The organism is Microbacterium sp. NPDC058062 (assembly GCF_042885375.1).
In the GTDB taxonomy this organism is placed as follows: domain Bacteria; phylum Actinomycetota; class Actinomycetes; order Actinomycetales; family Microbacteriaceae; genus Microbacterium; species Microbacterium trichothecenolyticum_C.
Genome location: NZ_JBHVSC010000001.1, coordinates 793,925 through 817,481 on the forward strand (window position 1 = coordinate 793,925; position 23,557 = coordinate 817,481).

At 70.7% G+C, this 23,557-nt stretch carries 21 protein-coding genes; 12 read left to right on the forward strand and 9 right to left on the reverse strand.

Annotated elements, in window-relative coordinates; genetic code table 11:
* The first annotated feature begins 38 nt into the window (after positions 1–38).
* The 7 genes from ACFVSU_RS03560 (at position 39) to ACFVSU_RS03590 (ending at position 7,143) form a co-directional block, all read left to right on the forward strand.
* Positions 39–1,385, forward strand: coding sequence for an acyltransferase (locus ACFVSU_RS03560; RefSeq protein WP_387138105.1), 1,347 nt, complete (start codon positions 39–41; stop codon positions 1,383–1,385).
* A gap of 10 nt (positions 1,386–1,395) precedes the next feature.
* A complete protein-coding gene (locus tag ACFVSU_RS03565; protein ID WP_056367174.1) occupies positions 1,396–2,043 on the forward strand; it encodes a biotin transporter BioY in 648 nt (215 codons plus the stop codon).
* 179 nt (positions 2,044–2,222) lie between these two features.
* Positions 2,223–3,257 (forward strand): iron-siderophore ABC transporter substrate-binding protein, encoded by a 1,035-nt coding sequence (locus ACFVSU_RS03570; RefSeq protein ID WP_387138109.1) that lies wholly within the window; start codon positions 2,223–2,225, stop codon positions 3,255–3,257.
* 22 nt (positions 3,258–3,279) lie between these two features.
* Positions 3,280–4,326 carry a FecCD family ABC transporter permease gene (locus ACFVSU_RS03575; protein WP_387138113.1) on the forward strand — a complete coding sequence of 349 codons (1,047 nt, stop codon included), beginning with the start codon at positions 3,280–3,282 and terminating at the stop codon, positions 4,324–4,326.
* On the forward strand, positions 4,323–5,372 hold the full coding sequence (locus ACFVSU_RS03580; RefSeq protein WP_387138116.1) for a FecCD family ABC transporter permease: 1,050 nt from the start codon (positions 4,323–4,325) through the stop codon (positions 5,370–5,372). Before ACFVSU_RS03575 ends, ACFVSU_RS03580 begins: the two co-directional genes overlap by 4 nt.
* On the forward strand, positions 5,369–6,232 hold the full coding sequence (locus ACFVSU_RS03585; protein ID WP_387138119.1) for an ABC transporter ATP-binding protein: 864 nt from the start codon (positions 5,369–5,371) through the stop codon (positions 6,230–6,232). Before ACFVSU_RS03580 ends, ACFVSU_RS03585 begins: the two co-directional genes overlap by 4 nt.
* Positions 6,233–6,234: 2 nt before the next feature.
* Positions 6,235–7,143, forward strand: a complete 909-nt coding sequence (locus ACFVSU_RS03590; protein WP_387138122.1) for a siderophore-interacting protein — start codon at positions 6,235–6,237, stop codon at positions 7,141–7,143.
* A gap of 15 nt (positions 7,144–7,158) precedes the next feature.
* Here ACFVSU_RS03590 and ACFVSU_RS03595 read toward each other — a convergent pair whose 3' ends face one another.
* From ACFVSU_RS03595 to sufB, 8 genes are all read right to left on the reverse strand, one after another.
* Entirely contained in the window at positions 7,159–8,535 is a 1,377-nt protein-coding gene (locus tag ACFVSU_RS03595; RefSeq protein ID WP_387138125.1) for an MFS transporter, read from the reverse strand.
* On the reverse strand, positions 8,532–9,692 hold the full coding sequence (locus ACFVSU_RS03600) for a MalY/PatB family protein (RefSeq protein ID WP_387138128.1): 1,161 nt from the start codon (positions 9,690–9,692) through the stop codon (positions 8,532–8,534). Before ACFVSU_RS03600 ends, ACFVSU_RS03595 begins: the two co-directional genes overlap by 4 nt.
* Positions 9,693–9,735: 43 nt before the next feature.
* Positions 9,736–11,334, reverse strand: a complete 1,599-nt coding sequence (locus tag ACFVSU_RS03605; protein WP_387138131.1) for a serine hydrolase — start codon at positions 11,332–11,334, stop codon at positions 9,736–9,738.
* 61 nt (positions 11,335–11,395) lie between these two features.
* Complete coding sequence (locus ACFVSU_RS03610; RefSeq protein WP_045298811.1) at positions 11,396–11,725, reverse strand: metal-sulfur cluster assembly factor; 330 nt, start codon at positions 11,723–11,725, stop codon at positions 11,396–11,398.
* Between the two features lie 10 nt (positions 11,726–11,735).
* Positions 11,736–12,530, reverse strand: a complete 795-nt coding sequence (gene sufC / locus ACFVSU_RS03615) for a Fe-S cluster assembly ATPase SufC (RefSeq protein ID WP_387138135.1) — start codon at positions 12,528–12,530, stop codon at positions 11,736–11,738.
* A 15-nt stretch (positions 12,531–12,545) separates the two neighbouring features.
* The gene (locus tag ACFVSU_RS03620) at positions 12,546–12,875 is read right to left on the reverse strand and encodes a non-heme iron oxygenase ferredoxin subunit (RefSeq protein ID WP_045298814.1); all 330 of its coding nucleotides are present in this window, start codon (positions 12,873–12,875) and stop codon (positions 12,546–12,548) included.
* The gene (sufD, locus tag ACFVSU_RS03625; RefSeq protein ID WP_387138140.1) at positions 12,872–14,059 is read right to left on the reverse strand and encodes a Fe-S cluster assembly protein SufD; all 1,188 of its coding nucleotides are present in this window, start codon (positions 14,057–14,059) and stop codon (positions 12,872–12,874) included. The genes ACFVSU_RS03620 and sufD overlap by 4 nt, the downstream gene beginning before the upstream one ends.
* Positions 14,060–15,478: a Fe-S cluster assembly protein SufB gene (gene sufB / locus ACFVSU_RS03630; RefSeq protein ID WP_310290495.1), complete on the reverse strand. Its 1,419-nt coding sequence runs from the start codon at positions 15,476–15,478 to the stop codon at positions 14,060–14,062.
* A gap of 258 nt (positions 15,479–15,736) precedes the next feature.
* On the opposite strand from sufB, the gene ACFVSU_RS03635 reads away from it, so the two are divergent.
* Positions 15,737–16,699 carry a heme A synthase gene (locus ACFVSU_RS03635; protein WP_387138144.1) on the forward strand — a complete coding sequence of 321 codons (963 nt, stop codon included), beginning with the start codon at positions 15,737–15,739 and terminating at the stop codon, positions 16,697–16,699.
* A 93-nt stretch (positions 16,700–16,792) separates the two neighbouring features.
* On the forward strand, positions 16,793–17,272 hold the full coding sequence (locus ACFVSU_RS03640; RefSeq protein ID WP_387138147.1) for a dinucleotide-utilizing enzyme: 480 nt from the start codon (positions 16,793–16,795) through the stop codon (positions 17,270–17,272).
* A gap of 62 nt (positions 17,273–17,334) precedes the next feature.
* Here ACFVSU_RS03640 and ACFVSU_RS03645 read toward each other — a convergent pair whose 3' ends face one another.
* On the reverse strand, positions 17,335–18,336 hold the full coding sequence (locus ACFVSU_RS03645; RefSeq protein ID WP_387138150.1) for a heme o synthase: 1,002 nt from the start codon (positions 18,334–18,336) through the stop codon (positions 17,335–17,337).
* 334 nt (positions 18,337–18,670) lie between these two features.
* Here ACFVSU_RS03645 and tkt point away from each other — a divergent pair, with 334 nt between their 5' ends.
* From tkt to ACFVSU_RS03660, 3 genes are read left to right on the forward strand one after another with little or no spacing between them, the layout of a single operon-like run.
* Positions 18,671–20,791, forward strand: a complete 2,121-nt coding sequence (gene tkt / locus ACFVSU_RS03650) for a transketolase (protein ID WP_387138153.1) — start codon at positions 18,671–18,673, stop codon at positions 20,789–20,791.
* A gap of 18 nt (positions 20,792–20,809) precedes the next feature.
* Positions 20,810–21,931, forward strand: a complete 1,122-nt coding sequence (gene tal, locus ACFVSU_RS03655; RefSeq protein ID WP_387138156.1) for a transaldolase — start codon at positions 20,810–20,812, stop codon at positions 21,929–21,931.
* Positions 21,928–23,550 carry a glucose-6-phosphate isomerase gene (locus ACFVSU_RS03660; RefSeq protein ID WP_387138159.1) on the forward strand — a complete coding sequence of 541 codons (1,623 nt, stop codon included), beginning with the start codon at positions 21,928–21,930 and terminating at the stop codon, positions 23,548–23,550. Before tal ends, ACFVSU_RS03660 begins: the two co-directional genes overlap by 4 nt.
* The last annotated feature ends 7 nt before the right edge of the window (positions 23,551–23,557 follow it).

Consider the following 23,557-nt stretch of genomic DNA (forward strand, 5'->3'; position numbering starts at 1 on the left):
TCCTTAGCCTTCCCGGGACGCACCCCGAGGAGGGCCTCATGACCATCGTCCGCACACCCGCCGCGGTTCCGTCCCCCATCGACACGCCGGGCAGAGATCGTGCCATCGACCTCGTCCGCGCCGCCTGCATCGCGGGGGTGGTCGTCCTCCACGCGATGATGGTCGGGGTCGCCGTGACCGACGCCGGACCGTCCTTCGTCAACGCGAGCGACGGGACCTGGTGGATCGTCCCCCTCAGCTGGGTGCTGCAGGTCATGCCGCTGTTCTTCGTGATCGGCGGGTTCTCCGGCGCGACCGCCCTCCGCCGGGCGCGGCGGCGCGGCCGGGACGGCGTCGACTTCGTGGCCGGGCGGATCCACCGCCTGCTCCTGCCCGCGCTGGTGACGATCGCCACGGTCGGTGCGCTGCTCGCCCTGCTCGCCTCCGCGGGCACACCGGCGGATCTCGTCGCGCTCGCGGGATTCCGCTTCGCGCAGCCGCTGTGGTTCCTCGGGGTCTTCCTCGTCTGCCAGGCGCTGCTGCCGGTGCTTCTCCGTCTGCACGAGACCGCCCCGTTGCGCACCATCGCGGTCCTCGCGGCTGCCGCGGTGGTCGTCGACGTCGTCCGACTCGGCACCGGCGTCGACGCGTACGGCTTCATCAACCTCGCCTTCGTGTGGCTCGCACTGCAGCAGCTGGGGTTCTTCCTGGCAGACGGACGGGTGGACGCGCTGTCGCGGCGCTCGCGGACGCTGTGGGCAGGAGCGGCGGTCGCCCTACTCGCGATCTCCTTCGTCGCGGGTGTGCACTCACCGGACCTCGTGGCCAACATCAACCCGCCGACGACGGCGCTGCTGTTCGTGGGCGTCGCGCATACGACGCTGTTCTCGCTTCTCCGCGGTCCGCTGGAGCGATTGGCGGCGCGCCCCGCCTCCGCGCGGCTCATCGATGCCGTCACGCCGCGCGCGATGACCGTCTACCTGTGGCACATGCCGGTGCTGCTGTGCCTGGCAGGGCTGACGGCCGCCGCCGCGATGATCACCACGCTGCCGCTCCCCGCGATCGACGGCCCGTGGTGGTGGCTGTCGCGCCCGGCATGGCTGGCGCTCGCGCTCGCCGCGACGGCCGCGGTCGCGTGGCCGCTCGCCCGCATCGAGGCGATCCGGTCGCCGCAGGGCACGCGCTCGGTCGGACGGCTCGGCCTCGCGACCGGCGCCGGAACGGCCGCCGTCGCCCTCCTCCTGGTGACCGGGACCACCGTTCTCACCGCTGCCGTCGCCGTCGCGCTCCTCGTCGCCGCGCTGCGGCTGGCACGCGCGCCGCAGCCGGGGCTCGTAGAAGGCGGACAGCGGATCGGTCGATCATTCGTGGATCCCGTCCAAGAACCCGCCCCGACCTCCCCCTAGGCTGAGTGCCATGTCATCCATCGCCGCCGCTCCGACCGCCTCCGCCGGCACGCGTCGCGTCCTCGCCGACGTCATCGCCCGCCCGTCCTCGCGCGCTCGCGCGTTCGCCCTCGATGCCGGACTGGTCATCGCCGGCGCGACCATCGTCGCCCTCCTCGCCCAGGTCGAGATCCCGCTGTGGCCCGTGCCCATCACGGGTCAGACGCTGGGTGTCATCGTCGTCGGCGCCGCGCTCGGCGCGTGGCGCGGTGCGGCGGCCCTCACGACCTACATGCTCGTCGGTCTCGCGGGACTCCCCGTCTTCGCCGGCTTCACCGGCACCGTCGCCGCGATCGGCAAGCCGAGCTTCGGGTTCGTCATCGGCTTCATCTTCTCGGCGTTCGTCGCCGGCTGGTTCGCCGAGCGCGCGTGGGACCGCCGTCCCGGGCTCGCCTTCCTCGGCTTCGCCGCCGCGAGCGTCGTGCCGTTCCTGTTCGGCATCCCGTACATGGCCTTCATCCTCAACGTCGTGATGGGCCTGGACTACTCGTTCGGCGAGCTGCTCGCCGTCGGCCTCCTCCCGTTCATCCTGGGCGGCCTCATCAAGGCGGCGCTCGCCGCCGCGATCATCCCCGGCGCGTGGGCACTCGTCCGCAAGGCGGACCAGAGCAAGAACTGAGACGGATGCCTCGGCCCGAGGCATCCCTCCCTCGAAAGCCCCCGGCTGCACAGCCGGGGGCTTTCGCGTGCAGGGCCGTGACGCAACGGATTCGCAATCTGGGAAACGGCTGGGTAAGGTTGGCCTTACTGCGCCCTCGCCTAAGGGCATCCTTACCTAACACATCCTCGGAGGATTCCGTGCGCCTCAACCGCCCCGCCGCCGCCACCGCGATGCTCGCCGTCGCCGCGATCGCCCTCGCCGGATGCGCCAGCGCGACCGCCGACAACACCGACGACACGGCCGCCGCAGGTTCGGGTGCCGGCTTCCCGGTCACGATCGAGCACGCGTACGGCGAGACGGTCATCGAGTCCAAGCCCGAGCGCGTCGCGACCGTCGCGTGGTCGAACCAGGAGGTGCCGATCGCGCTGGGCGTCGTGCCCGTCGGCATGGCCGAGGTCACGTGGGGCGACGACGACGGCGACGGCGTGCTGCCCTGGGTCGAGGACAAGCTCGAGGAGCTCGGCGCCGAGACCCCGGTCCTCTTCGACGAGACCGACGGCATCGACTTCGAGGCCGTCGCCGACACGCAGCCCGACGTCATCCTCGCCGCCTACTCCGGCCTCACGCAGGAGGAGTACGACACCCTCTCGAAGATCGCGCCCGTGGTGGCGTACCCCGAGGTCGCGTGGGGCACGTCGTACGAGGACATGATCCGTCTCAACTCGCAGGCGCTCGGCCTCGCGGAGGAAGGCGACGCCCTCATCGAGGAGCTGCACGGCGAGGTCGACGCGGCGCTCGCGAACTACCCCGAGCTCGCCGACTCCCGCGTGCTCTTCTCCTACATCGACCCGTCGGACTTCAGCCAGGTCGGCTTCTACACGAGCCTCGACACGCGTCCCGGCTTCCTCGAGGGCCTCGGCTTCCCGGTGCCCGCCGTCGTCGAGGAGGAGTCCGACGGCGTGCAGTTCTACACCACCGTGAGCGCCGAGCAGGCCGACCGCTTCGCCGACGTCGACGTGTTCGTCACCTACGGCGACGCGAGCGGCTCGATCATCGCGCAGCTGCAGGCCGACCCGCTCCTGTCGCAGATCCCGGCGATCGCCGAGGGTCGCATCGCGATCCTCGAGGAGGCGACCCCGCTCGCCGCCTCGGCCAACCCGTCGCCGCTGTCGATCGGCTGGGGCGTGGACGAGTACTTCGCGCTGCTCAACGACGCCCTCACGGCTGACTGACCGAGGCCAGGAGCTCGGCCGGGTGACTGTCACCGAGACGCGTACGCCGCTGCCGGATGCCGCAACCCTGCGGCGCCCGGCAGCGGTGCGACTGGCGTGGCTCGCGGTGTCGTTCGCGGTGCTGGCGATGCTCTGCGTCGCGAGCGTGGCGTTCGGCGTCCGCGACGTCGCGCTGAGCGACATCCTCGCCGGCCTCGGCGGCGACACCAGCGGGGTCGCACAGGCCGCCGTGGTGGCCCGGGTTCCCCGCACCGTGCTCGCGATCCTCGTCGGCGCGGCGCTGGCGATGTCGGGCGCAGCCATGCAGGCGGTGACCCGCAACCCGCTGGCAGACCCCGGCATCCTCGGGATCTCGGGCGGCGCCGCGCTCGCGGTCGTCATCGGCATCGCGTTCTTCGGCATGTCGGACCCCTACGCCTTCATCGCGGCCTCGATCATCGGCGCCGGCGGCGCTGCCGTCTTCGTCTACACGGTCGGCTCGCTCGGCCGGGGCGGCGCGACGCCGCTCAAACTCGCGCTCGCGGGTGCCGCGACCTCGGCCGCCTTCATGTCGCTCGTGAGCGCGGTGCTCCTCCCCCGCGTCGATCTGCTCGAGACCTTCCGGTTCTGGCAGATCGGCGGGGTCGGCGGCGCGACCTGGGATCGCATCGCGACGATCCTCCCCATCCTGGCGGTCGGCGCGGTGATCACCCTCGTCTGCGCACGCGGCATGAACTCGCTCGCGCTCGGCGACGACGTCGCGACGGGCCTCGGCGAGCACGTCCTGCGCACCCGGCTCATCGCGTCGGCGGGCGCCGTCATCCTGTGCGGTGCGGCGGTGGCCATCGCGGGTCCGATCGCCTTCGTGGGCCTGATCATCCCGCACCTGTGCCGTCTGCTCGTCGGCACCGACCACCGCTGGCTGCTCCCGTTCTCGGCGGTCGCCGGAGCGGTGCTGCTCGTCGCCGCCGACATCGTCGGCCGGGTCATCGCCCGGCCGGACGAGATCGAGGTCGGCATCCTCACGGCGCTCGTCGGCGCCCCGTTCTTCATCTGGATCGTCCGCAGGCAGAAGGTGCGAGAGCTGTGAGCGCCGACACCCTCCTCCGTCCCGCTGCGCAGGCGGTCATCGCCGGACGACGGCGCCGCAGCCGTCGCCGCGTCATCGTGACAGCCGCCCTCGCGGCCGGCGTCGTGCTGGTCTTCGTCGCGTCGCTCATGATCGGGCAGACGTTCTACGGCCTCGACGAGGTCGTCCGTGTCATCCTCGGGCAGACCGTCCCCGGCGCCTCGTTCACCGTCGGCGAGCTGCGCCTCCCGCGCGCGGTCCTCGCGATCCTCGCGGGATTCGCGTTCGGCATCGCGGGCGTGACGTTCCAGACGATGCTGCGCAACCCGCTCGCGTCGCCCGACATCATCGGTATCACCGCCGGTGCGAGCGCGGCCGCGGTGTTCGGCATCGTCATCCTGTCGCTCAGCGAGACCGCGGTGTCGGTGCTCGCCGTCGTGGGCGGCCTCGCGACCGCCCTCGCCATCTACCTGCTCTCGAACAAGGGCGGATTCGCGGGCACGCGCCTGATCCTCATCGGCATCGGCGTCGCCGCCATGCTCGACGCGGCGGTCACCTACGTGCTCTCGAAAGCGCCCGCCTACGACCTGCAGGCGGCGATGCGCTGGCTCACCGGGAGCCTGAACGGGGCGACCTGGTCCACGGTGCTCCCGCTCGCGATCGCGAGCGTCGTGCTCGTGCCGGCGCTGCTGGCGAAGGGTCGCGACCTGAACGTCCTGCGCCTCGGCGACGACGCGGCCGCGAGCCTCGGCATCCGTCTTCAGGGCACCCGGGTGGTGGTGATCGTCGCGGCCGTCGCGCTGCTCGCGTTCGCGACCGCGGCCACCGGCCCGATCGCGTTCGTCGCATTCATGGCCGGCCCCATCGCGGCGCGCATCGTCGGCCCCGGCGGCTCGCTGCTGCTGCCGTCCGCCCTCGTCGGCGCGCTCCTGGTGCAGCTGTCGGACCTCTTGGGACAGTTCGCATTCGACAGCCGCTACCCGGTCGGGGTCGTCACCGGCGTGCTCGGCGCACCCTTCCTCATCTACCTCCTCATCAGGACGAACCGCTCCGGAGGCTCGCTATGACCGAATCCCACAGCCTGTCGGCGGAGCGCCTGACGCTGTCGTACGGTGACCGCACGATCGTCGAGGGTCTCGACCTCGTGATCCCGCCCGGTCGGATCACCGCGATCGTGGGCGCGAACGGGTGCGGCAAGTCGACCCTCCTGCGCGCGCTCGCGCGTCTCATCTCGCCGCGTGACGGCCAGGTCATCCTGGACGGCAAGGCCCTGCACGGCCGCGCGACGAAAGAGATCGCGCGCACCCTGGGGCTCCTTCCCCAGAGCCCGATCGCTCCCGAGGGCATCGCCGTCGCCGACCTCGTCGGTCGCGGTCGGCACCCGCACCAGAAGCTGCTGGCACGCTGGAGCTCGCACGACTACGAAGTCGTCGCTCAGGCGCTCGCCGCCACGGGCATCGAGGAGCTCGCCGACCGGTCCGTCGACGAGCTGTCGGGCGGACAGCGCCAGCGCGCGTGGATCGCGATGGCACTCGCACAGGAGACCGACATCCTGCTGCTCGACGAGCCCACGACCTTCCTCGACGTCGCGCACCAGGTCGAGGTGCTCGACCTCCTCACCGACCTCAACCGCGACCGCGGCACGACGATCGTGATGGTCCTGCACGACATGAACCTCGCCGCCCGGTACGCCGACCACCTCTTCGCCCTGAAGTCCGGCCGCGTCGTCGCGAGCGGCGCGCCCGGCGACGTCATGACCGGCGAGCTCATCCGCGAGGTCTTCGACCTCGACGCTCTCGTCGTGCCCGATCCCGTGTCGGGCTCGCCCATCGTCCTCCCCCGCGGCCGGCATCACGTGTCGCCCCGCGTGTCCGCCGCCGCAGCCCCGCTCGCCGCGGCCCCCACTCCCCTGCCGACAGGAGCCTGAAGATGACCGACACCGACGTGCCCTCGCGCTTCTTCCGTGCGCGCGTGACGGCCATCGCCGATGTGACGCCCAGCTTCCGCCGCTTCACGTTCGGCGGCGGCGACCTCGCCGACTACGGCGACCCGGGGCTCGACCAGCGCATCAAGATCGTGTTCCCCACCCGCACGCTCGGCCTCGACGCGATGCCCCTCGGCGACGACTGGTACACGCAGTGGCGCGAGCTGCCCGAGGAGCAGCGCCTGCCGTTCCGCACCTACACGACGCGTTACGTGCGCAACCACCTCAGCGAGGTCGACGTCGACATGGTCTCGCACGACGTGATCGGCCCCGCCTCCGACTGGATCGATCGCGCGCAGGTGGGCGACGAGGTGCTCATCTTCGCGCCGACCACCGCCCACAGCGGCGTGAGCTTCGGCATCGACTTCGTGCCCCCGGCCCGCGTCGACTCGATCCTGCTCGCCGGCGACGAGACCGCGGCGCCCGCGATCGCCGCGATCCTCGAGCAGCTCCCCCGCGACGCCAGCGGAGTGGTGGCGGTCGAGCTGCCGCACGCCGACGACGCCGCGTACTTCCCGCAGCATCCCGGCTTCGAGTACCGCATCGGCGCGCGCGCGGACGGCGAGCGTCACGCGCACCTCGTGGAGTCGGTGACGGATGCCGCGGCCCGACTGGTTCCCGCGGGCGCCGGCGCGGACGTCGAGGAGGTCGACATCGACACCGACATCCTGTGGGAGGTGCCGCGCACGGCCAAGGGCGGGGCGGCGCTGAAGAGCGCGCGCCTCTACGCGTGGCTCGCCGGCGAGGCCGGCGCGATCAAGGCCCTGCGCCGCCACCTCGTCACCGAGCGCGGCGTCGACCGCCGCGCCGTCGCTTTCATGGGCTACTGGCGTCTGGGTCGAGCGGAGAACTGACGCACTTCCGCCGGCTCAGGCGCGTCGCGCCGCCTCGTGCGCGTGCCCGAGCCTGAGGCCCGGGATCAGCGCGCCGAGCGCGAGCACCACGGCGATGCCGAACACCGCAGGGAAGCCGGCATCCGTCCCCACGAGCGCGGTGAAGACGAGACCCATGACCGCGATCGAGGACGCCGAGCCGACGGCGTCCGAGATCGACAGCGCCGACGAGTTGAAGCCCTGATTCTGCGGCGTAGAGTACGCGAGCGTCAGCACGGTCAGACGCGGGTACATGAGACCCATGCCGCCGCCCGCCAGACCCCATCCCGCGATGAGCACGGCGGGGTGAAGCCCGAGGAGCGCGGTCGCCCCCGCGACGAGCAGCGCCGTCACGAGCAGCGCGGTGCCGATGAGCGTGATGCGTGCGTTGCCGAGGCGGTCGCCGAAGCGCCCCTGCACGTCGGCGGCGACTGCCCACGCGAGCGCCGCGGCCGTGAGCCCGAGCCCCGCCCACGTCGGCGAGAACCCGTAGCCGTCGATCAGCAGATACGGCACGTAGATCTCCGCGCCGAACAGCGCACCCGCGATCAGCCCGCGCATCAGCACGACGCTCGGCAGCCCTCTCGCGGCCACGAGCGTGCCGCGCGGCAGCAGGGGCCGTGACGCGAGGCCGATGACGACGACGGATGCTGCCACCGCCGCCCATGCCCACGCTCCGAGTTCGCCCGCGAGGCTGAGCCCGAGCGCCCCGACCGCCACCGCGACCGCGCACGCCAGGCGCGGTGCGATGCGGGCCGTCGACGGCTCATCGGTGTCGAGCGGGAGTCCGTGCAGCCGGGCGACGACCATCGCGAACGCCACGACGGTGAGCGCCGCGACGCCGAGGAACACCCACCGCCAGTGCAGGAACTCCGTCACGGCCCCGGCGAGGAACGGGCCGATGAGCGACGGGACGACCCACGCCGCCGAGAACGCGGCGAAGACCCGGCCGTGCATGGCGCCCGGGTACACGCGGGCGACGACCACGTAGAGGGCCACGGTCTGCCCGCCGGTGCCGAGGCCCTGCACGAGGCGGCCCGCGACCAGCGCCGGCATGGTGAAGGCGAATCCGGCGATGAGCAGGCCCACGACGAACAGCGCGACGGCGGTGCTGAGCGGAGCGAGCACGCCGCCGCGGTCGCACCACGCGCCGACCGCGACCATGCCGATGACGCTGGTCGCCAGGGTGCCCGCGAACGCCACGGCGTACAGGCGCTCACCGTCGAGATCGGCGCTCACCACCGGCATCACCGTGGTGACGGCGAGCGACTGCATCGCCGCCAGGAAGATGAGCGCGACGGCGCCGACGGTCACCCAGACGAATCGGCCCTGCCAGATCCCGGTGGCGGGCGCGGACTCCGGCTCAGCCGTCACGATCGCGCCAGGGCGCCGACGCGCTCCACCGCCTCGCGGAGCAGGTCGGGGTCGCAGCCGAAGTTGATGCGGACGTAGCCCTTGCCCTCGGTGCCGAACAGCGGGCCGTGGTGCAGCGCCACCTTCGCATCGCGCAGCACCTTGACGGCGGGGTTCTCCCCCCAGCCGTATGCGGAGAGGTCGACCCACGCCAGGAAGCCGGCATCGGGCGGCAAGTAGCGCGCCTCGGGCAGGTGCTCGGCGAGGAGGTCGGCCAGCAGCATCCGGTTCGCGTCGAGGGCCGCGAGCAGGCTCGCCAGCCATTCGTCGCTGTCGGCCGAGTAGGCGGCGACGTTCGAGAGCGCTCCGAACAGGCCGGTGCGCCACTCGACCTCCCAGGGCAGGGCACGCAGCTCCTTGGCCTGGGGGTCGCCACCCGCCACCATCACGGCGCATTTGAGGCCGGCGAGGTTGAACGTCTTGCTCGCGCTGGTCACCGCGTAGCCGACGCGCCCCGCGGATTCGGACGCCGAGAGGAAGGGCGTGAACGGCTTCTGGGCATAGGTCAGGGGCCCGTGGATCTCGTCGCTGATGACGGTCGCTCCGAACCCTTCGGCGATGTCGGCCAGCGCCGACAGCGTCTCGGGCGTGTGCACGGTGCCGGTGGGGTTGTGCGGGTTGCACAGCAGCACCGCCCGCGCGCCGCCGGCCAGCGCGGCCTCGACGCCGAGGAGGTCGATCTCCCACCCGCCGGATCCCTCGACGAGCGGCACGCGCTCGACGACGCCGCCCGCCTCCTCCACGGTGTCGTAGAACGGCGGGTACACCGGCGGCATCACGACGACGCGGTCGCCGGGCTCGATCACGCGGCGGAGGATCTCGACGACGCCCATCATCACGTCGCCGGTCCAGAAGACGTGGGACGGGTCGACGTTCCAGCCCCAGCGACGAGCGGCGAAGCCCACGAACGCCTCGCGCACGCCGGGCTCCGGCGGGGTGTAGCCGGTGTCGCCGAGCTGCACGGCCCGCGTCAGCACCTCGGTGATCGCCGGTGCCAGGGCGTAGTCCGTCTCGGCGACGAAGAACGGCAGGACGTCCTCCCCGTACTTGCGCCACTTCGTGCTCGTGCGCTGACGCAGCTCGTCGATGGGCAGGGCTCGAAGGGGGGTGACGCTCACCCCTCGACCCTACCGAGCCGGGGCGATCGCGCCCCCGAGTGAGTCACCGTGTGAAGGTGCCGAGCTCGTGCTGGTCGAAGTACTCCAGGACGAGGGTGTCGCCGGTGAAGGTCGCTTTCGAGATGCTCCCGGGGTTCGCGTTCTCGCTGTAAGGGCGGAAGACGAACTCGTCACCCGTCCAGTGCTCGAGCGGCCACTCGCCGGTCGGTCCCAGCCTGAGCACGAGGTCGTCGCCCTCGACCGCCACCTCGGCCGCGCCGAAGTACTCATTCGCGTATGAGCCCGCGTACTCCGCGAGCGTGCGAGCCGGCTCCGCGTCCTTCGGCGGCTCCTCGCCGACGAGCGAGCCGAACGGCGCGTTGAACCGCTCGAAGACGCCGTTCCAGAACGTCACCCAGTCGCGCCGCTCCTCGCCGAACTGCGCGACGTCCATGAACCGCGAGGCCACGCCCTCTGCGACGCCGTTCGCGGCGGCGTTGGACAGCACCACGATGCCGAGGCCCGCAGCGGGGAGCATCTTCACGATGGTTCCGGTCCCCATCGCGAACGCGCCCGAGTGATTGACGTCGACCATGCCACCCACCGACGTCGACACGTTGAAGCCGTATCCGTACGCGCCCGCCCGCGCGCCGAACTGGGTGGGCGCGCCCATGATCATCTGCGGCGACATCGCCGGAAGCAGCGAGGACTGCTCGATGAAGACGTCGCCCTCCTGCTCCCCGGCCGCGAGCAGCATCGTCGTCCAGGTGAGCATGTCGGCGATGCTCGAGCTCGCCCCGCCGGCCGGTGACTGCTCATCGGGCTGACGCTGCTCGGGGTTGACGATCCACTCACCGTCCTGCTGGATGTGGCCGAGGGCGCGGTTCTCGCGCGACTCCAGGTCGGCGAAGCGCGACGAGGTGGAGGTCATGCCGAGCGGCGCGTAGAGGAGGCGCTCCGAGAGGTCCGCCCAGTCCTCCCCCGCCGCGCGCGCGACCGATTCGCCGGCGGCCGTGATGTCGAAGTTCCCGTAGTGATAGACGGCCCGGAACGGCTCGAGGGGCACGAAGCGCAGTCGCTCGAGCACTTCGGCTCTGTCGTACCCGATCTCTTCGAGCTCATCTCCGGCGTGCTCGTACAGCCCCGACCGGTGCGCGTACATGTCGGCGATCGTCACGTTCTCGCCGGCATACGGATCTGAGAGCGTGAAGCCGTCGAGGTTCGCGGCGACGGGCGTGTCCCAGGTGACGATGCCCTCGTCGATCGCACGGGCGACGACCGTGGCCCCCAGCGACTTCGAGACCGACGCCATCGCGAACACCGTGTCGGCATCCACGGCGTCACCCGAATCGACATCGCGCACGCCGAAGCCTTCGGCGAAGACGACCTCGCCGTCGTAGACCACGCCCACCCCGACGCCCGGCGTGCCGGACAGGTCCATCGCGTCACGCACGGCGTCGGGGAGATCCTTCACCGCGGCGTCGACCTGCTCGGCGGTCACCGTGGCGAGCGAATCCACGCTCGGATCCGCGTTCACCTCCGGCGGCGAGGTCGACGGCGTCGGCTGCGACGCGGCCGGTGCGAAGGTGCAGCCTGTCGCGATCAGCCCCACGACCAGCAGAATCCCGACACCGCTCAGCCGCCCTGACCTGTTCGCCTCCATGTGGGGAGTGTGGCAGGTTCAGGCGCGCGGCGCGACCATCCCCGTTCGTGCGACGGTGACGTCAGATCGCGAAGCCGAGCGCGCGCATCATGTCGCGCCCGTCGTCGGTGATGCGCTCGGGGCCCCACGGGGGCATCCACACCCAGTTGATGCGGAACCGCTCGACGATGTCGTCGAGGGCCTGGGCCGTCTGCTCCTCGAGCACGTCGGTGAGCGGGCACCCGGCCGACGTGAGCGTCATGTGGATGACCAGCGCGTCGTTCTCGTCGTCCCACGCGAGATCGTAGATGAGGCCGAGGTCGACGACGTTGATCCCGAGCTCGGGGTCCATGACGTCCTTGAGAGCCTCGGTCACCTCGTCGTACTTCTCAGGGGTGAGCGTCGCCGTCATAAGGTCGATCCTACGCTTCGCTGCCGACGGGGGCCTCGGCCGACTCCACTTCGCCCGCAGGCAGGAAGCGGTCGTAGCCCTCGTCCTCGAGGCGGTCGGCGAGCTCGGGGCCGCCCTCCTCGACGATGCGCCCGTTCACCATGACGTGCACGAAGTCGGGTGCGATGTAGCGCAGGATGCGGGTGTAGTGGGTGATGAGCAGCACACCGAGGTCGGTCTCCGCCTTGGCGCGGTTCACGCCCTCCGACACGATCTTCAGCGCGTCGACGTCGAGGCCGGAGTCGGTCTCGTCGAGCACGGCGATCTGCGGCTTGAGCAGCTCGAGCTGGAGGATCTCGTGGCGCTTCTTCTCGCCGCCGGAGAAGCCCTCGTTGACGTTGCGCGACGCGAACTTCGGGTCCATGCGCAGGTTCTTCATCGACGCCTTGACGTCCTTCGTCCACGTGCGGATCGAGGGCGCCTCGCCGTCGATCGCGGTCTTCGCGGTGCGCAGGAAGTTGGTGACGGTGACGCCGGGGATCTCCACCGGGTACTGCATCGCGAGGAACAGTCCCGCGCGGGCACGCTCGTCGACCGACATCGCGAGGACGTCCTCGCCGTCGAGCGTGATCGAGCCGCTCGTGACGTTGTACTTGGGGTGTCCGGCGATCGTGTAGGCGAGCGTCGACTTGCCCGAGCCGTTGGGGCCCATGATCGCGTGGGTCTCACCCGTGCGGATCGTGAGCGTCAGACCATTGAGGATCGGCGTGGTGCCGGCATCCGTCTCGACCGTCACGTGGAGGTCGCGGATCTCGAGAACAGACATTCTTCAGTACCTTCTTCAGTTCACTTCGAGCTTGACGGTCGCGTCGATGAGCACGTCATCGCCGTCGACGGTGACCGCGAAGACCGGGACCGGCTCGTACGCGGGGAGGTTGAGGGGCTTGCCGGTGCGCAGCGAGAACGCCGAGCCGTGTGCCCAGCATTCGAGCGACTCGCCGTCGACGAAGCCTTCCGACAGCGAGATGTCGCCGTGGGTGCAGACGTCGCCGATCGCGTGGACCTCGCCGTTCGAGTCGAGCACGACGGCGATCGCGACGCCGTCCACCTCGACCCGGGTGGCCTCGTCCTGGACGAGGTCGCTGAGGGCGCACACACGCTGAGCGGTCACAGGCCGGCCTCCTTGGCGAGTTCTTCCTCGATGGCGGCGAACAGCTCCGCCTCGAGGTCTTCGACACCGATCTTCTGCACGATCTCGGCGAGGAATCCGAGCACGACGAGGCGCCGCGCCTCGTCCTCGGTGATCCCGCGGGCCTGCAGGTAGAACAGCTGCTCGTCGTCGAAGCGTCCGGTCGCGCTGGCGTGGCCCGCGCCGCGGATGTCGCCCGTCTCGATCTCGAGGTTCGGGATCGACTCGGCGCGGGCGCCTTCGGTGAGGACGAGGTTGCGGTTGGCCTCGTACGAGTCGGTGCCGACGGCATCCGGTCCGATGAGGACGTCGCCGATCCACACCGTGCGCGCCGCGGCGCCCTGCAGGGCGCTCTTGTACAGCACGTCGCCCGACGTCTCCGCGCCCTTGTGGTGCAGATACACCTGGCTCTCGAGGTGCTGCCCCGAGTCGGAGTAGCTGAGGCCGTAGAGCTCGGCGCGCGACCCGGTGCCCGCGAGCTCCACGCTCGGGTTCACCCGGACGATGCCGCCGCCGAAGCTGACGACGACGTGGCGGAGGGTCGCGTCGCGCTCGACGCGGGCCTGGTGCGACGACACGTGCACGGCGTCGTCGTCCCAGCGCTGCACGGTGACCAGCTCGAGATGGGCGCCTTCGCGCACGATGATCTCGACGTTCTGGGCGAACTGGGCGCTGCCGGCGTGACGCAGCACGACGGTGGCGCGGCTGTGACGGGATGCCTCGATCACGACGTGCCCGTGGGCGAGGAGCTCGGCGCCCGCACCTGTGGCCTCGATGACCACCGGCTCGTCGAGCTCGGTCTCGGCGGGGACCGACACGTACAGGGCTTCGGCGGAGCGGCTCCAGGCGACGGCCGCAGACAGATCCTCGGGCTGGAAGACCTCGCCGCGCGGCGCGGCGCCGACCGCGAGACCGGCGGCCGCGAGCGGGCCGGTCACGGCCACGGACACGGCGCCGGCGTCGCCCGCGGCATCCGTGAAGAGGCGCTGCAGGCGCTGGACGGGCGTGTGCTTCCAGTTGACCTCGCGGCCCGTGGGCGCCTCGAAGGCGGTCGGGTCGAACGACCAGGGTCGCTCGGAGCGGGTCTGCACGGGCACGAAGGCACCGGCGCCATCGGTGTGGCCCTTCGCGCCGGGAACGGTGGGGGCCTCGGTGGTGGGGCTCATCTAGCCGACGGATCCTTCCATGCCCATCTCGATGAGCTTGTTGAGTTCGAGCGCGTACTCCATGGGCAGCTCACGCGCGATCGGCTCGATGAAGCCGCGCACGATCATGGCCATGGCCTCGTCTTCGGGCATGCCGCGGCTCATCAGGTAGAAGAGCTGCTCCTCGCTGACCTTGGAGACCGTGGCCTCGTGGCCGAGCTGCACGTCGTCGACGCGGATGTCGATCGCCGGGTACGTGTCGGAGCGCGAGATCGTGTCGACCAGGAGAGCATCACAGCGCACGGTGTTGGCCGAGTGGTGCGCGTTGGCGTCGACGCGGACCTCGCCCCGGTAGCCGGCACGGCCTCCGCCGCGGGCGATCGACTTCGAGACGATCGACGACTGCGTGTACGGCGCCATGTGGATCATCTTCGCGCCGGCGTCCTGGTGCTGACCGGGGCCCGCGAAGGCGACCGAGAGGGTCTCGCCCTTCGCGTGCTCGCCCATGAGGAAGATCGACGGGTACTTCATCGTGACCTTCGAGCCGATGTTGCCGTCGATCCACTCCATCGTCGCGCCCTCGTGCGCCACGGCGCGCTTGGTGACGAGGTTGTAGACGTTGTTCGACCAGTTCTGGATCGTCGTGTAGCGAACGCGGGCGTTCTTCTTCACGATGATCTCGACGACGGCCGAGTGCAGCGAGTCGCTCTTGTAGATCGGGGCGGTGCAGCCCTCGATGTAGTGCACGTACGAGCCCTCATCGGCGATGATGAGCGTCCGCTCGAACTGGCCCATGTTCTCGGTGTTGATCCGGAAGTACGCCTGCAGCGGGATCTCGACGTGCACGCCCGGCGGCACGTAGACGAACGATCCGCCCGACCACACGGCCGTGTTCAGCGCCGCGAACTTGTTGTCGCCGGCGGGGATCACCGTGCCGAAGTACTCCTCGAAGAACTCGGGGTGCTCGCGCAGCGCGGTGTCGGTGTCCATGAAGATGACGCCCTGCTGCTCCAGGTCCTCGCGGATCTGGTGGTACACGACCTCGGACTCGTACTGGGCGGCCACGCCCGCGACGAGACGCTGACGCTCCGCCTCGGGGATGCCGAGCTTCTCGTACGTATTGCGGATGTCTTCGGGCAGCTCCTCCCACGAGCCGGCCTGCTTCTCCGTCGACCGCACGAAGTACTTGATGTTGTCGAAGTCGATCTCGCTGAGATCCGCGCCCCACGTGGGCATCGGCTTGCGGCCGAACAGCTGATAGCCCTTCAGCCGGGTCTTGAGCATCCATTCGGGCTCGCTCTTGAGCGCCGAGATGCCCCGCACCACGGCCTCATCGATGCCTCGCTTCGCCACGGCTCCCGCGGCGTCGGCATCATGCCACCCGAACTCGTAGACGCCCAGGCCGTCCAGCTCAGGGCGATCGATCAGCACATCAGACATCGTCACGTTCTCCTCCGGGCCCTGGCGGTGTCATCCGTCCCGGCATCCGTGTTCTCCGGTGGAGATACCGGAGGGGGGATGCCGCTTCTCGGGCCCTCTCAAGCGGCGCCGACCATCGCGCCTAGACTGTCAGTGGTGCGCGGCGCTGTGAAGTGCGTGCGCAACCGACCCCTCGATTCTACAGGTTCCACCCCGCCGCGGACGCGCCCCGTCTGTCACGCGCAGCACGTGGAGCCTCTGCCAGGAGGCATCCCCCGCATGTCCGCGCCCCAGTCCACGACCACCGCCCCCGGAATCCGGCAGCGCTTCTGGCAGTGGCTCCCCGACCGCGTCGACAAGCGGATCCGCGTGTTCGCGTGGCTGTCGTTCATCGCCGAGGTGACGATCATCGGCACGGGCGGCGCCGTGCGCCTCACCGGTTCGGGCCTCGGCTGCCCCACGTGGCCCTTGTGCACTCCGGAGTCCCTCGTGCCGCTGCCGGGCATCGACGAGGGCATCCACTCGCTGATCGAGTTCGGCAACCGGCTCATGACCGGCGTAGTAGGTCTTATCGCCCTTGCCGTGTGGATCCTCGTGCTGAAGATCCGCAACGAGCGCCGCGACCTCTACGTGCTCGCCGTCGTCGTGCTCGGCGGCGTCGCCGCGCAGGCGATCGTCGGCGGCATCACGGTGCTCACGGGCCTCAACCCGTTCATCGTCGGCTTCCACTACGTCTCGTCCCTCGCGCTCGTCTGCGTCACCGCGGCATTCCTGGTGCGCATGTCGCAGCCCGCCGGACCGCGCACGCTCGCCGTTCCGCGCTGGCACGCGGTGCTGGCGCATGTCACGACGCTCGCGATGGCGCTCACCATCGCGTTCGGCGTGCTGACCACCGGCGCCGGTCCCCACTCCGGCGATGCCGAAGCAGGCCGCAACGGCTTCAATGCCGAGCTGCTGGAGCACGTCCACGCGTGGCCGGGCTACGCGCTGTTCGCCCTGACCGTCGCGCTCGTGTTCGCCGGCTGGCGGGCGCGCGCGGCCGCTCCGGCGCTGCTGCGCTGGACCGTGGTCCTGCTCGGCGTCGAACTCGTGCAGATCGCGGTGGGGCTGTACCAGGCGCGCAACGGACTGCCCGAGCTCGCGGTCGGCGTCCACATGGTCCTCGCCGCCCTGGCCGCCGCGGCGATGACGACCGTCGTGCTGCACCTGAAGGCGCCCGCGACCGAGGCCGTCCACAGCTGATCCATAGCAACCCGATTGGCGTCGCACGGACTCCTTTGCGAGGGTGGGATGCCGCGACCACCCGGGTCGCGCATCCCGAGGAGTGATCGACACATGCCCACCCGCCCCCGTCTCGTCCGCAGCATCCCCTTCTGGGGCCTCGTCGTCGTCTCCATCGCGACGATCGCCGGCGGCTGGTTCATCACCACCGACAAGATCGCCTCGATGACCACGACCCTGACCGACGGCACCGCGACCGGCGTCGACGTGTACGTCGGCCAGTCGATCGCCCAGCTCGGCGCGATCCTCATCGGCGCCGGCGTCATCGGCGTCCTGATCGCGCTCGGCGTCGCCGCCGTCTCGACGCTCCGCCCGCACGCGCCGGTCGAGGTCGTCGAGCCCATCGACTGGAACTCTGAGGCCGAGACCTCCGCCGAGGGGCCCCAGGCCGCCGAGGCGAAGGCCGACGCCGCCCCCGCCGAGACCGCTGAGCCGGTCGACGCCGAGGCCGAGGCTGGGCCCACGCGCCCGGAGGCTCCGCGCGACGCGTCAGCGGCGCGTGGAGAAGGCGTGGGGACCGTCGCCGCACGCTGATCCACCCCGCACAAACGAAGAGGCCGCCCCGTTCGGGGCGGCCTCTTCGCGTCTGTGTCAGATCAGAACGGGAGCAGCGGGTCGACCGCGATCGCGACGAAGAGAAGCGTGAGGTACGTGATCGAGGCGTGGAAGACGCGCATCGGGCGCGGCTCGGTGCCCCGCACGGCGCGGTTGTACAGCACGTGCGACTCGTAGATGAACCAGCCGCCGAAGACGAGCGACGACACCGTGTACACGAGACCCATGTCGGCGACGGGGATCAGCAGCAGGGAGCACACGACAGTGGCCCACGCGTAGAGGATGACCTGCAGGCCCACCTGCGAGCCGGCGCGCGTCGCGCCGAGCATGGGCACGTCGACCCCTTCGTACTGGTCCTTGTACTTCATCGACAGCGGCCAGTAGTGCGGCGGCGTCCACAGGAAGACGAGGGTGAACAGGATGACCGGCGGCCACGCGAGCGAGCCCGTCACCGCGGTCCAGCCGATCAGCACCGGGAAGCAGCCCGCGATGCCGCCCCACACGATGTTCTGCTCGGTGCGGCGCTTGAGGATCATCGTGTAGATCACGACGTAGAAGAAGATGGCGGCGGCCGACAGGGTCGCGGCCAGCCAGTTCGTGGTGAGCCACAGCCAGACGGTCGAGAACACCGCGAGCGACCACGCGAAGATCAGCGCGCCCCGCGGCGAGACCTCGCCGGTGACGAGCGGACGGTTCACCGTGCGCTGCATGTGCGCGTCGATGTCGCGGTCGAGGTACATGTTGAACGCGGCGGCCGATCCGGCGCTCGCGGTGCCGCCGATGACAGTCGCGACGACCAGCCACACATCGGGGAAGCCGCCCTGCGCGAGGATCATGACCGGCACGGTCGTCACCAGGAGCAGTTCGAGCACGCGCGGCTTCATCAGCGCGATGTACGCGCGGACGGTGCGGCCGAAGGTCTGCGGAGGTCGGCTGGATCCGTCGACTGTCCCCACGCCCCCTCCACGCACCGCTGGCGCGTTGCGCGGAGCCTCTGGGCGCGTGGGCCCCGCTACGGTCACGGCCGTTCTCGTGCTGTCCATGGCCCCCGCAATCGCTGCCTGCAGAATCCCCCCAAGTCTAGGGCATCGGCGTGTCGCGCCCGGCCCGCGAGGCGCGTGCAGCGGCGCCCGGCTGATCACATCGTCCGAACGGCGGGCGTGAGCAGAACGTGACTCCCACGACACCGGGATGTCACCGACGGCGACCCGGGCTTCGCAAGACTCTGTCACATAGACGGCTTGCATGGCCGAGGCGGTATGCCCCTTCGCTATGCTGAGAAACACGCGCGCCCGTCGCCGATTCCCCCTTCTCCATCCGGACAAGGGCCGCGAGCCGGCCACATTCTTGGGCGCACCTCCAACGAAAGGCGGCCCGGTGTCGGAACTGGCTTGGGATGAGATCGATCGGCGCGCGGTGGACACCGCCCGCGTCCTGGCAGCGGACGCGGTGGAGAAGGTCGGCAACGGCCACCCCGGCACGGCGATGAGCCTGGCGCCCGCGGCGTACCTGCTGTACCAGCGCGTGCTGCGCCACGATCCCACGGACACCCATTGGGTCGGACGCGACCGGTTCATCCTGTCGGCCGGCCACTCGTCGCTCACCCAGTACGTGCAGCTGTACCTGGGCGGATTCGGGCTCGAGCTCGACGACCTGAAGGCGCTGCGCACGTGGGGCTCGCTCACGCCGGGTCACCCGGAGTACGGCCACACCAAGGGCGTCGAGATCACGACCGGCCCGCTGGGCCAGGGTCTCGCCTCGGCGGTGGGCTTCGCGTACGCGGCCCGCTACGAGCGCGGCCTGTTCGACCCGGAGGCCGCCGCGGGTGAGTCGCCGTTCGACCACCACATCTACGTGATCGCCGGTGACGGCGACCTGCAGGAGGGCGTCACCTCCGAGGCGTCGTCGCTCGCGGGTCACCAGGAGCTCGGCAACCTCATCGCGATCTACGACTCGAACCAGATCTCCATCGAGGACGACACCAACGTGGCGTTCACCGAGGACGTCGCCAAGCGCTACGAGTCGTACGGCTGGCACGTGCAGGTCGTGGACTGGAAGAAGACCGGGCAGTACGTCGAGGACGTCGCGGAGCTCTACTCGGCGATCGAGGCGGCGAAGGGCGAGACGTCCAAGCCGTCGCTCATCGTGCTGCGCACCATCATCGGCTGGCCGTCGCCCGGCAAGCAGAACACCGGCAAGATCCACGGCTCCGCGCTCGGTGGCGACGAGCTCGCCGCGACGAAGAAGGTCCTCGGCTTCGACCCCGAGCAGTCCTTCGTGGTCGCCGACGACGTGATCGCGCACACCCGTGCCCTCGCCGACCGTGCCGCCGAGGAGCGCGCCGTCTGGCAGACCTCGTTCGACGCGTGGGCCGCGGCCAACCCGGAGCGCAAGGCGCTGTTCGACCGCCTCGAGGCCGGCGATCTTCCCGAGGACGTGGCGTCCGCTCTCCCCTCGTTCGAAGCCGGCAAGGACGTCTCGACGCGTGCCGCGTCGGGCACGGTCATCAACGCGCTGGCCGCGGTGCTGCCCGAGCTGTGGGGCGGCTCGGCCGACCTCGCCGAGTCGAACCTGACCACCATCAAGGACGCGAAGTCGTTCATCCCGGCCGAGTGGTCGACCCACGAGTGGTCGGGCGACCCGTACGGCCGCGTGCTGCACTTCGGCATCCGCGAGCACGCCATGGGCGCGATCGTCAACGGCATCAAGCTGCACGGCCCGACCCGTCCGTTCGGCGGCACGTTCCTCATCTTCAGCGACTACATGCGCCCGTCGGTGCGTCTGGCCGCGCTGATGAACATCCCGTCGATCTTCGTCTGGACGCACGACTCCGTCGCGCTCGGCGAGGACGGCCCGACCCACCAGCCGGTCGAGCAGCTCGCGACGCTGCGCGCCATCCCGAACTTCACGGTGGTGCGCCCCGCCGATGCGAACGAGACCTCGGCCGCGTGGCTCGAGATCGTCCGCCGTCAGGGCGGCCCCTCGGGCATCGCGCTCACCCGCCAGAACATCCCGGTGTTCGCACGCGGCACCGGCGAGGCATCGGGTGCCGTCTTCGCGTCGACCGACGGCGTCGCCAAGGGCGCGTACATCCTCGCCGAGGCGCCGAACGGCACCCCCGACGTCATCCTCATCGCGACCGGCTCCGAGGTCCAGCTGGCGGTCGCCGCCCGCGAGACGCTCGCCGCCGAGGGCGTCAACGCCCGCGTCGTGTCGGCCCCGTCGCTCGAGTGGTTCGACGAGCAGGACGCCGCCTACCGCGAGAAGGTCCTGCCCGCCGCTGTCAAGGCGCGCGTGTCGGTCGAGGCCGGCTCCGCGCTCACCTGGCGCGGCATCGTCGGCGACGCCGGCCGCTCCGTGGCCATCGACCACTTCGGTGCGTCGGCCGACTACAAGACCCTGTTCCAGAAGTTCGGCATCACCGCCGAGCACGTCGTCGAGGCCGCCCGCGAGTCCCTCGCGGCCACGGCAGCATTCGAACTCGCAACGGCGAAGTAAGCACGAGGAGAAGGCAGAATGAGCACCCCCACTGAGAAGCTGGTCGCCGAAGGCGTGAGCATCTGGCTCGACGACCTGTCGCGCGAGCGCATCACGTCGGGCAACCTGACCGAACTCATCTCGACGCGCAACGTGTCGGGCGTCACCACGAACCCGACGATCTTCCAGGGCGCGATCGGCGGCGGCGGACACTCCTACGCCGACCAGATCGGCGAGCTCGCCAAGGCGGGCGCGTCGGTCGACGACGCGATCTTCGCGGCCACGACCGACGACGTGCGCGACGCGGCCGACATCTTCCGTCCCGTCTACGACGCCACGAACGGTGTGGACGGCCGCGTGTCGATCGAGGTCTCCCCCGATCTCGCCCACGACACCGACGCGACGATCGCGCAGGCCAAGGAGCTGTGGGCGAAGGTCGACCGGCCCAACGTGCACATCAAGATCCCCGCGACGAAGGCCGGCCTGCCCGCCATCACCGCGGTGCTCGCCGAGGGCATCTCGGTCAACGTGACGCTGATCTTCAGCCTGGAGCGCTACGCCGAGGTCATCGAGGCCTTCCTCGCGGGCCTCGAGCAGGCGCAGGCGAACGGTCACGACATCTCGCAGATCCACTCCGTCGCGTCGTTCTTCGTCTCGCGCGTGGACACCGAGGTCGACAAGCGCCTCGCCGCGATCGGCACCGACGAGGCCGCAGGCCTGAAGTCGCTCGCCGGCGTCGCGAACGCGCGCCTCGCGTACGAGCTGTACGAGAAGGAGTTCGCCACCGACCGCGCGAAGGCGCTGACGGATGCCGGAGCCCACGCCCAGCGTCCGCTCTGGGCCTCGACCGGCGTCAAGGACCCGAACCTCCCCGACACGCTGTACGTCACCGAGCTCGTCGCCCCCGGCACCGTCAACACGATGCCGGAGAAGACGCTCGAGGCGACCTTCGACCACGGTCAGATCGCCGGCGACACCGTGACCGGCACCTACGAGGCCGCGCACCACGTGTTCGACCGCCTCGCCGCCGTCGGCGTCGACTTCGCCGACGTCACGCAGGTGCTCGAGGACGAGGGCGTCAGCAAGTTCATCGCCTCATGGCACGACCTGCAGGGCACCGTGAAGACGGCCCTCGAGGACGCACTCCAGGCCACCCGATGAGCTTCGACATCCACCTGTCGGGGCACGTCAAGTCGGTCGTCGAGGCGACGCTCCCCGGGCTCGTCGCGAGTCTGGTGGCGTCGGGGATCACCGGCGGCGACTCGTCGCTGTGGGGTCCCGAGGCGGAGGACGAGGCATCCCGTCGGCTCGGGTGGACCGAGGCCGTCAGCGTCTCGCGTCCGCTCGTCCCCGAGATCCTCGCGCTGCGCGAGCGCCTGCACGCGCGCAACGTGACCCGTATCGTGCTCGCGGGCATGGGCGGCTCGTCGCTCGCGCCGGAGGTCATCACGCAGACCTCGGGGGCGCCGCTGGTGATCCTCGACTCGACCGCGCCGGGCCAGGTGCTCGCCGCGATCGACGGCGACGCCGAGGCCGGCGACCTCACGCGCACCGCGCTGGTGGTGTCGTCGAAGTCGGGATCCACCGTCGAGACGGACTCGGCCAAGCGCGCGTTCGAGGCCGCCTTCCGCGACCTCGGGATCGACCCGGCCGAGCGGATCATCGTCGTGACCGACCCGGGCTCGCCTCTCGATGCGGAGGCCCGTGCCGACGGGTACACGGTGTTCAACGCCGACCCGAACGTGGGAGGCCGCTACTCCGCGCTGACCGCGTTCGGCCTGGTGCCGGCCGGGCTCGCCGGGGCCGACATCTCGGAGCTCCTCGACGAGGCCGAGGCGTCGCTGCTCGAGGTCTCGATCGACAGCCCCGACAACCCGGCGCTCGTGCTCGCCGCGGCGATCGCCGGTGGCGAGCCGCGCAAGGACAAGCTGGGCCTCATCACGGACGGCACCCACATCGTGGGGCTCCCGGACTGGATCGAGCAGCTCGTCGCCGAGTCGACGGGCAAGGAGGGCACCGGCATCCTGCCGGTCGTCCTGCTGCCGGTCTCCCCCGAGGTCGACGCGAAGTCCGCCGATGTGCAGATCGTGCGCTTCGTCGACGAGGCCAAGAAGTTCCACCTGTTCGAGCACCACGAGGGCGAGATCCTCGTGAGCGGCTCCCTCGGCGCGCAGTTCGTGGTGTGGGAGTACGCGACGGCGATCGCGGGACGGATGCTGGGCATCAACCCGTTCGACCAGCCCGACGTCGAGTCCGCCAAGGTCGCGGCCCGCGGACTGCTCGACGCGCGTCCCGAGCCCACCGCCCCGGCCTTCGCCGTGGAGGGCGTCGAGGTGCGCGTCTCGGACCCCGAGCTCGCAGCATCCGGAACCGTCGCAGGTGTGCTCGACGCGCTCTGGGCGCGCCTTCCCGAGGACGGCTACGTCGCGATCCAGGCGTACGTCAACCGTCTCGAGCTCAGCCAGCTCTCGGGCCTGCGCGAACTCGTCGCCGCGGACTCCGCCCGCCCGACCACGTTCGGCTGGGGGCCCCGGTTCCTGCACTCGACGGGCCAGTACCACAAGGGCGGCCCGGCGAACGGCGTGTTCGTGCAGATCCTCGAGCGCACGGATGTCGACCTCGAGATCCCCGGCCGGCCGTTCACCTTCGGCCAGCTGATCCAGGCGCAGGCCGCGGGCGACGCGGCCGTGCTCGCCGAAGGCCACGGCCGTCCCGTCGTGACCCTGACCCTCACCGACCCCCGGATCGAAGTGCTCTCGCTCTTCGAAGCGGCACAGTAGGAGTTCG

What these genes read in the sequence shown, in the direction of transcription:
- ACFVSU_RS03590 (WP_387138122.1), top strand. Translation starts at nt 6,235, where the DNA reads ATGACCGACACCGACGTGCCCTCGCGCTTCTTCCGTGCGCGCGTGACG.
- ACFVSU_RS03640 (WP_387138147.1), top strand. Translation starts at nt 16,793, where the DNA reads ATGCCCACCCGCCCCCGTCTCGTCCGCAGCATCCCCTTCTGGGGCCTC.
- ACFVSU_RS03645 (WP_387138150.1), bottom strand. Translation starts at nt 18,336, where the DNA reads ATGGACAGCACGAGAACGGCCGTGACCGTAGCGGGGCCCACGCGCCCA.
- ACFVSU_RS03605 (WP_387138131.1), bottom strand. Translation starts at nt 11,334, where the DNA reads ATGGAGGCGAACAGGTCAGGGCGGCTGAGCGGTGTCGGGATTCTGCTG.
- ACFVSU_RS03610 (WP_045298811.1), bottom strand. Translation starts at nt 11,725, where the DNA reads ATGACGGCGACGCTCACCCCTGAGAAGTACGACGAGGTGACCGAGGCT.
- sufD (WP_387138140.1), bottom strand. Translation starts at nt 14,059, where the DNA reads ATGAGCCCCACCACCGAGGCCCCCACCGTTCCCGGCGCGAAGGGCCAC.
- sufB (WP_310290495.1), bottom strand. Translation starts at nt 15,478, where the DNA reads ATGTCTGATGTGCTGATCGATCGCCCTGAGCTGGACGGCCTGGGCGTC.
- ACFVSU_RS03635 (WP_387138144.1), top strand. Translation starts at nt 15,737, where the DNA reads ATGTCCGCGCCCCAGTCCACGACCACCGCCCCCGGAATCCGGCAGCGC.
- sufC (WP_387138135.1), bottom strand. Translation starts at nt 12,530, where the DNA reads ATGTCTGTTCTCGAGATCCGCGACCTCCACGTGACGGTCGAGACGGAT.
- ACFVSU_RS03585 (WP_387138119.1), top strand. Translation starts at nt 5,369, where the DNA reads ATGACCGAATCCCACAGCCTGTCGGCGGAGCGCCTGACGCTGTCGTAC.
- ACFVSU_RS03660 (WP_387138159.1), top strand. Translation starts at nt 21,928, where the DNA reads ATGAGCTTCGACATCCACCTGTCGGGGCACGTCAAGTCGGTCGTCGAG.
- tal (WP_387138156.1), top strand. Translation starts at nt 20,810, where the DNA reads ATGAGCACCCCCACTGAGAAGCTGGTCGCCGAAGGCGTGAGCATCTGG.
- ACFVSU_RS03560 (WP_387138105.1), top strand. Translation starts at nt 39, where the DNA reads ATGACCATCGTCCGCACACCCGCCGCGGTTCCGTCCCCCATCGACACG.
- ACFVSU_RS03565 (WP_056367174.1), top strand. Translation starts at nt 1,396, where the DNA reads ATGTCATCCATCGCCGCCGCTCCGACCGCCTCCGCCGGCACGCGTCGC.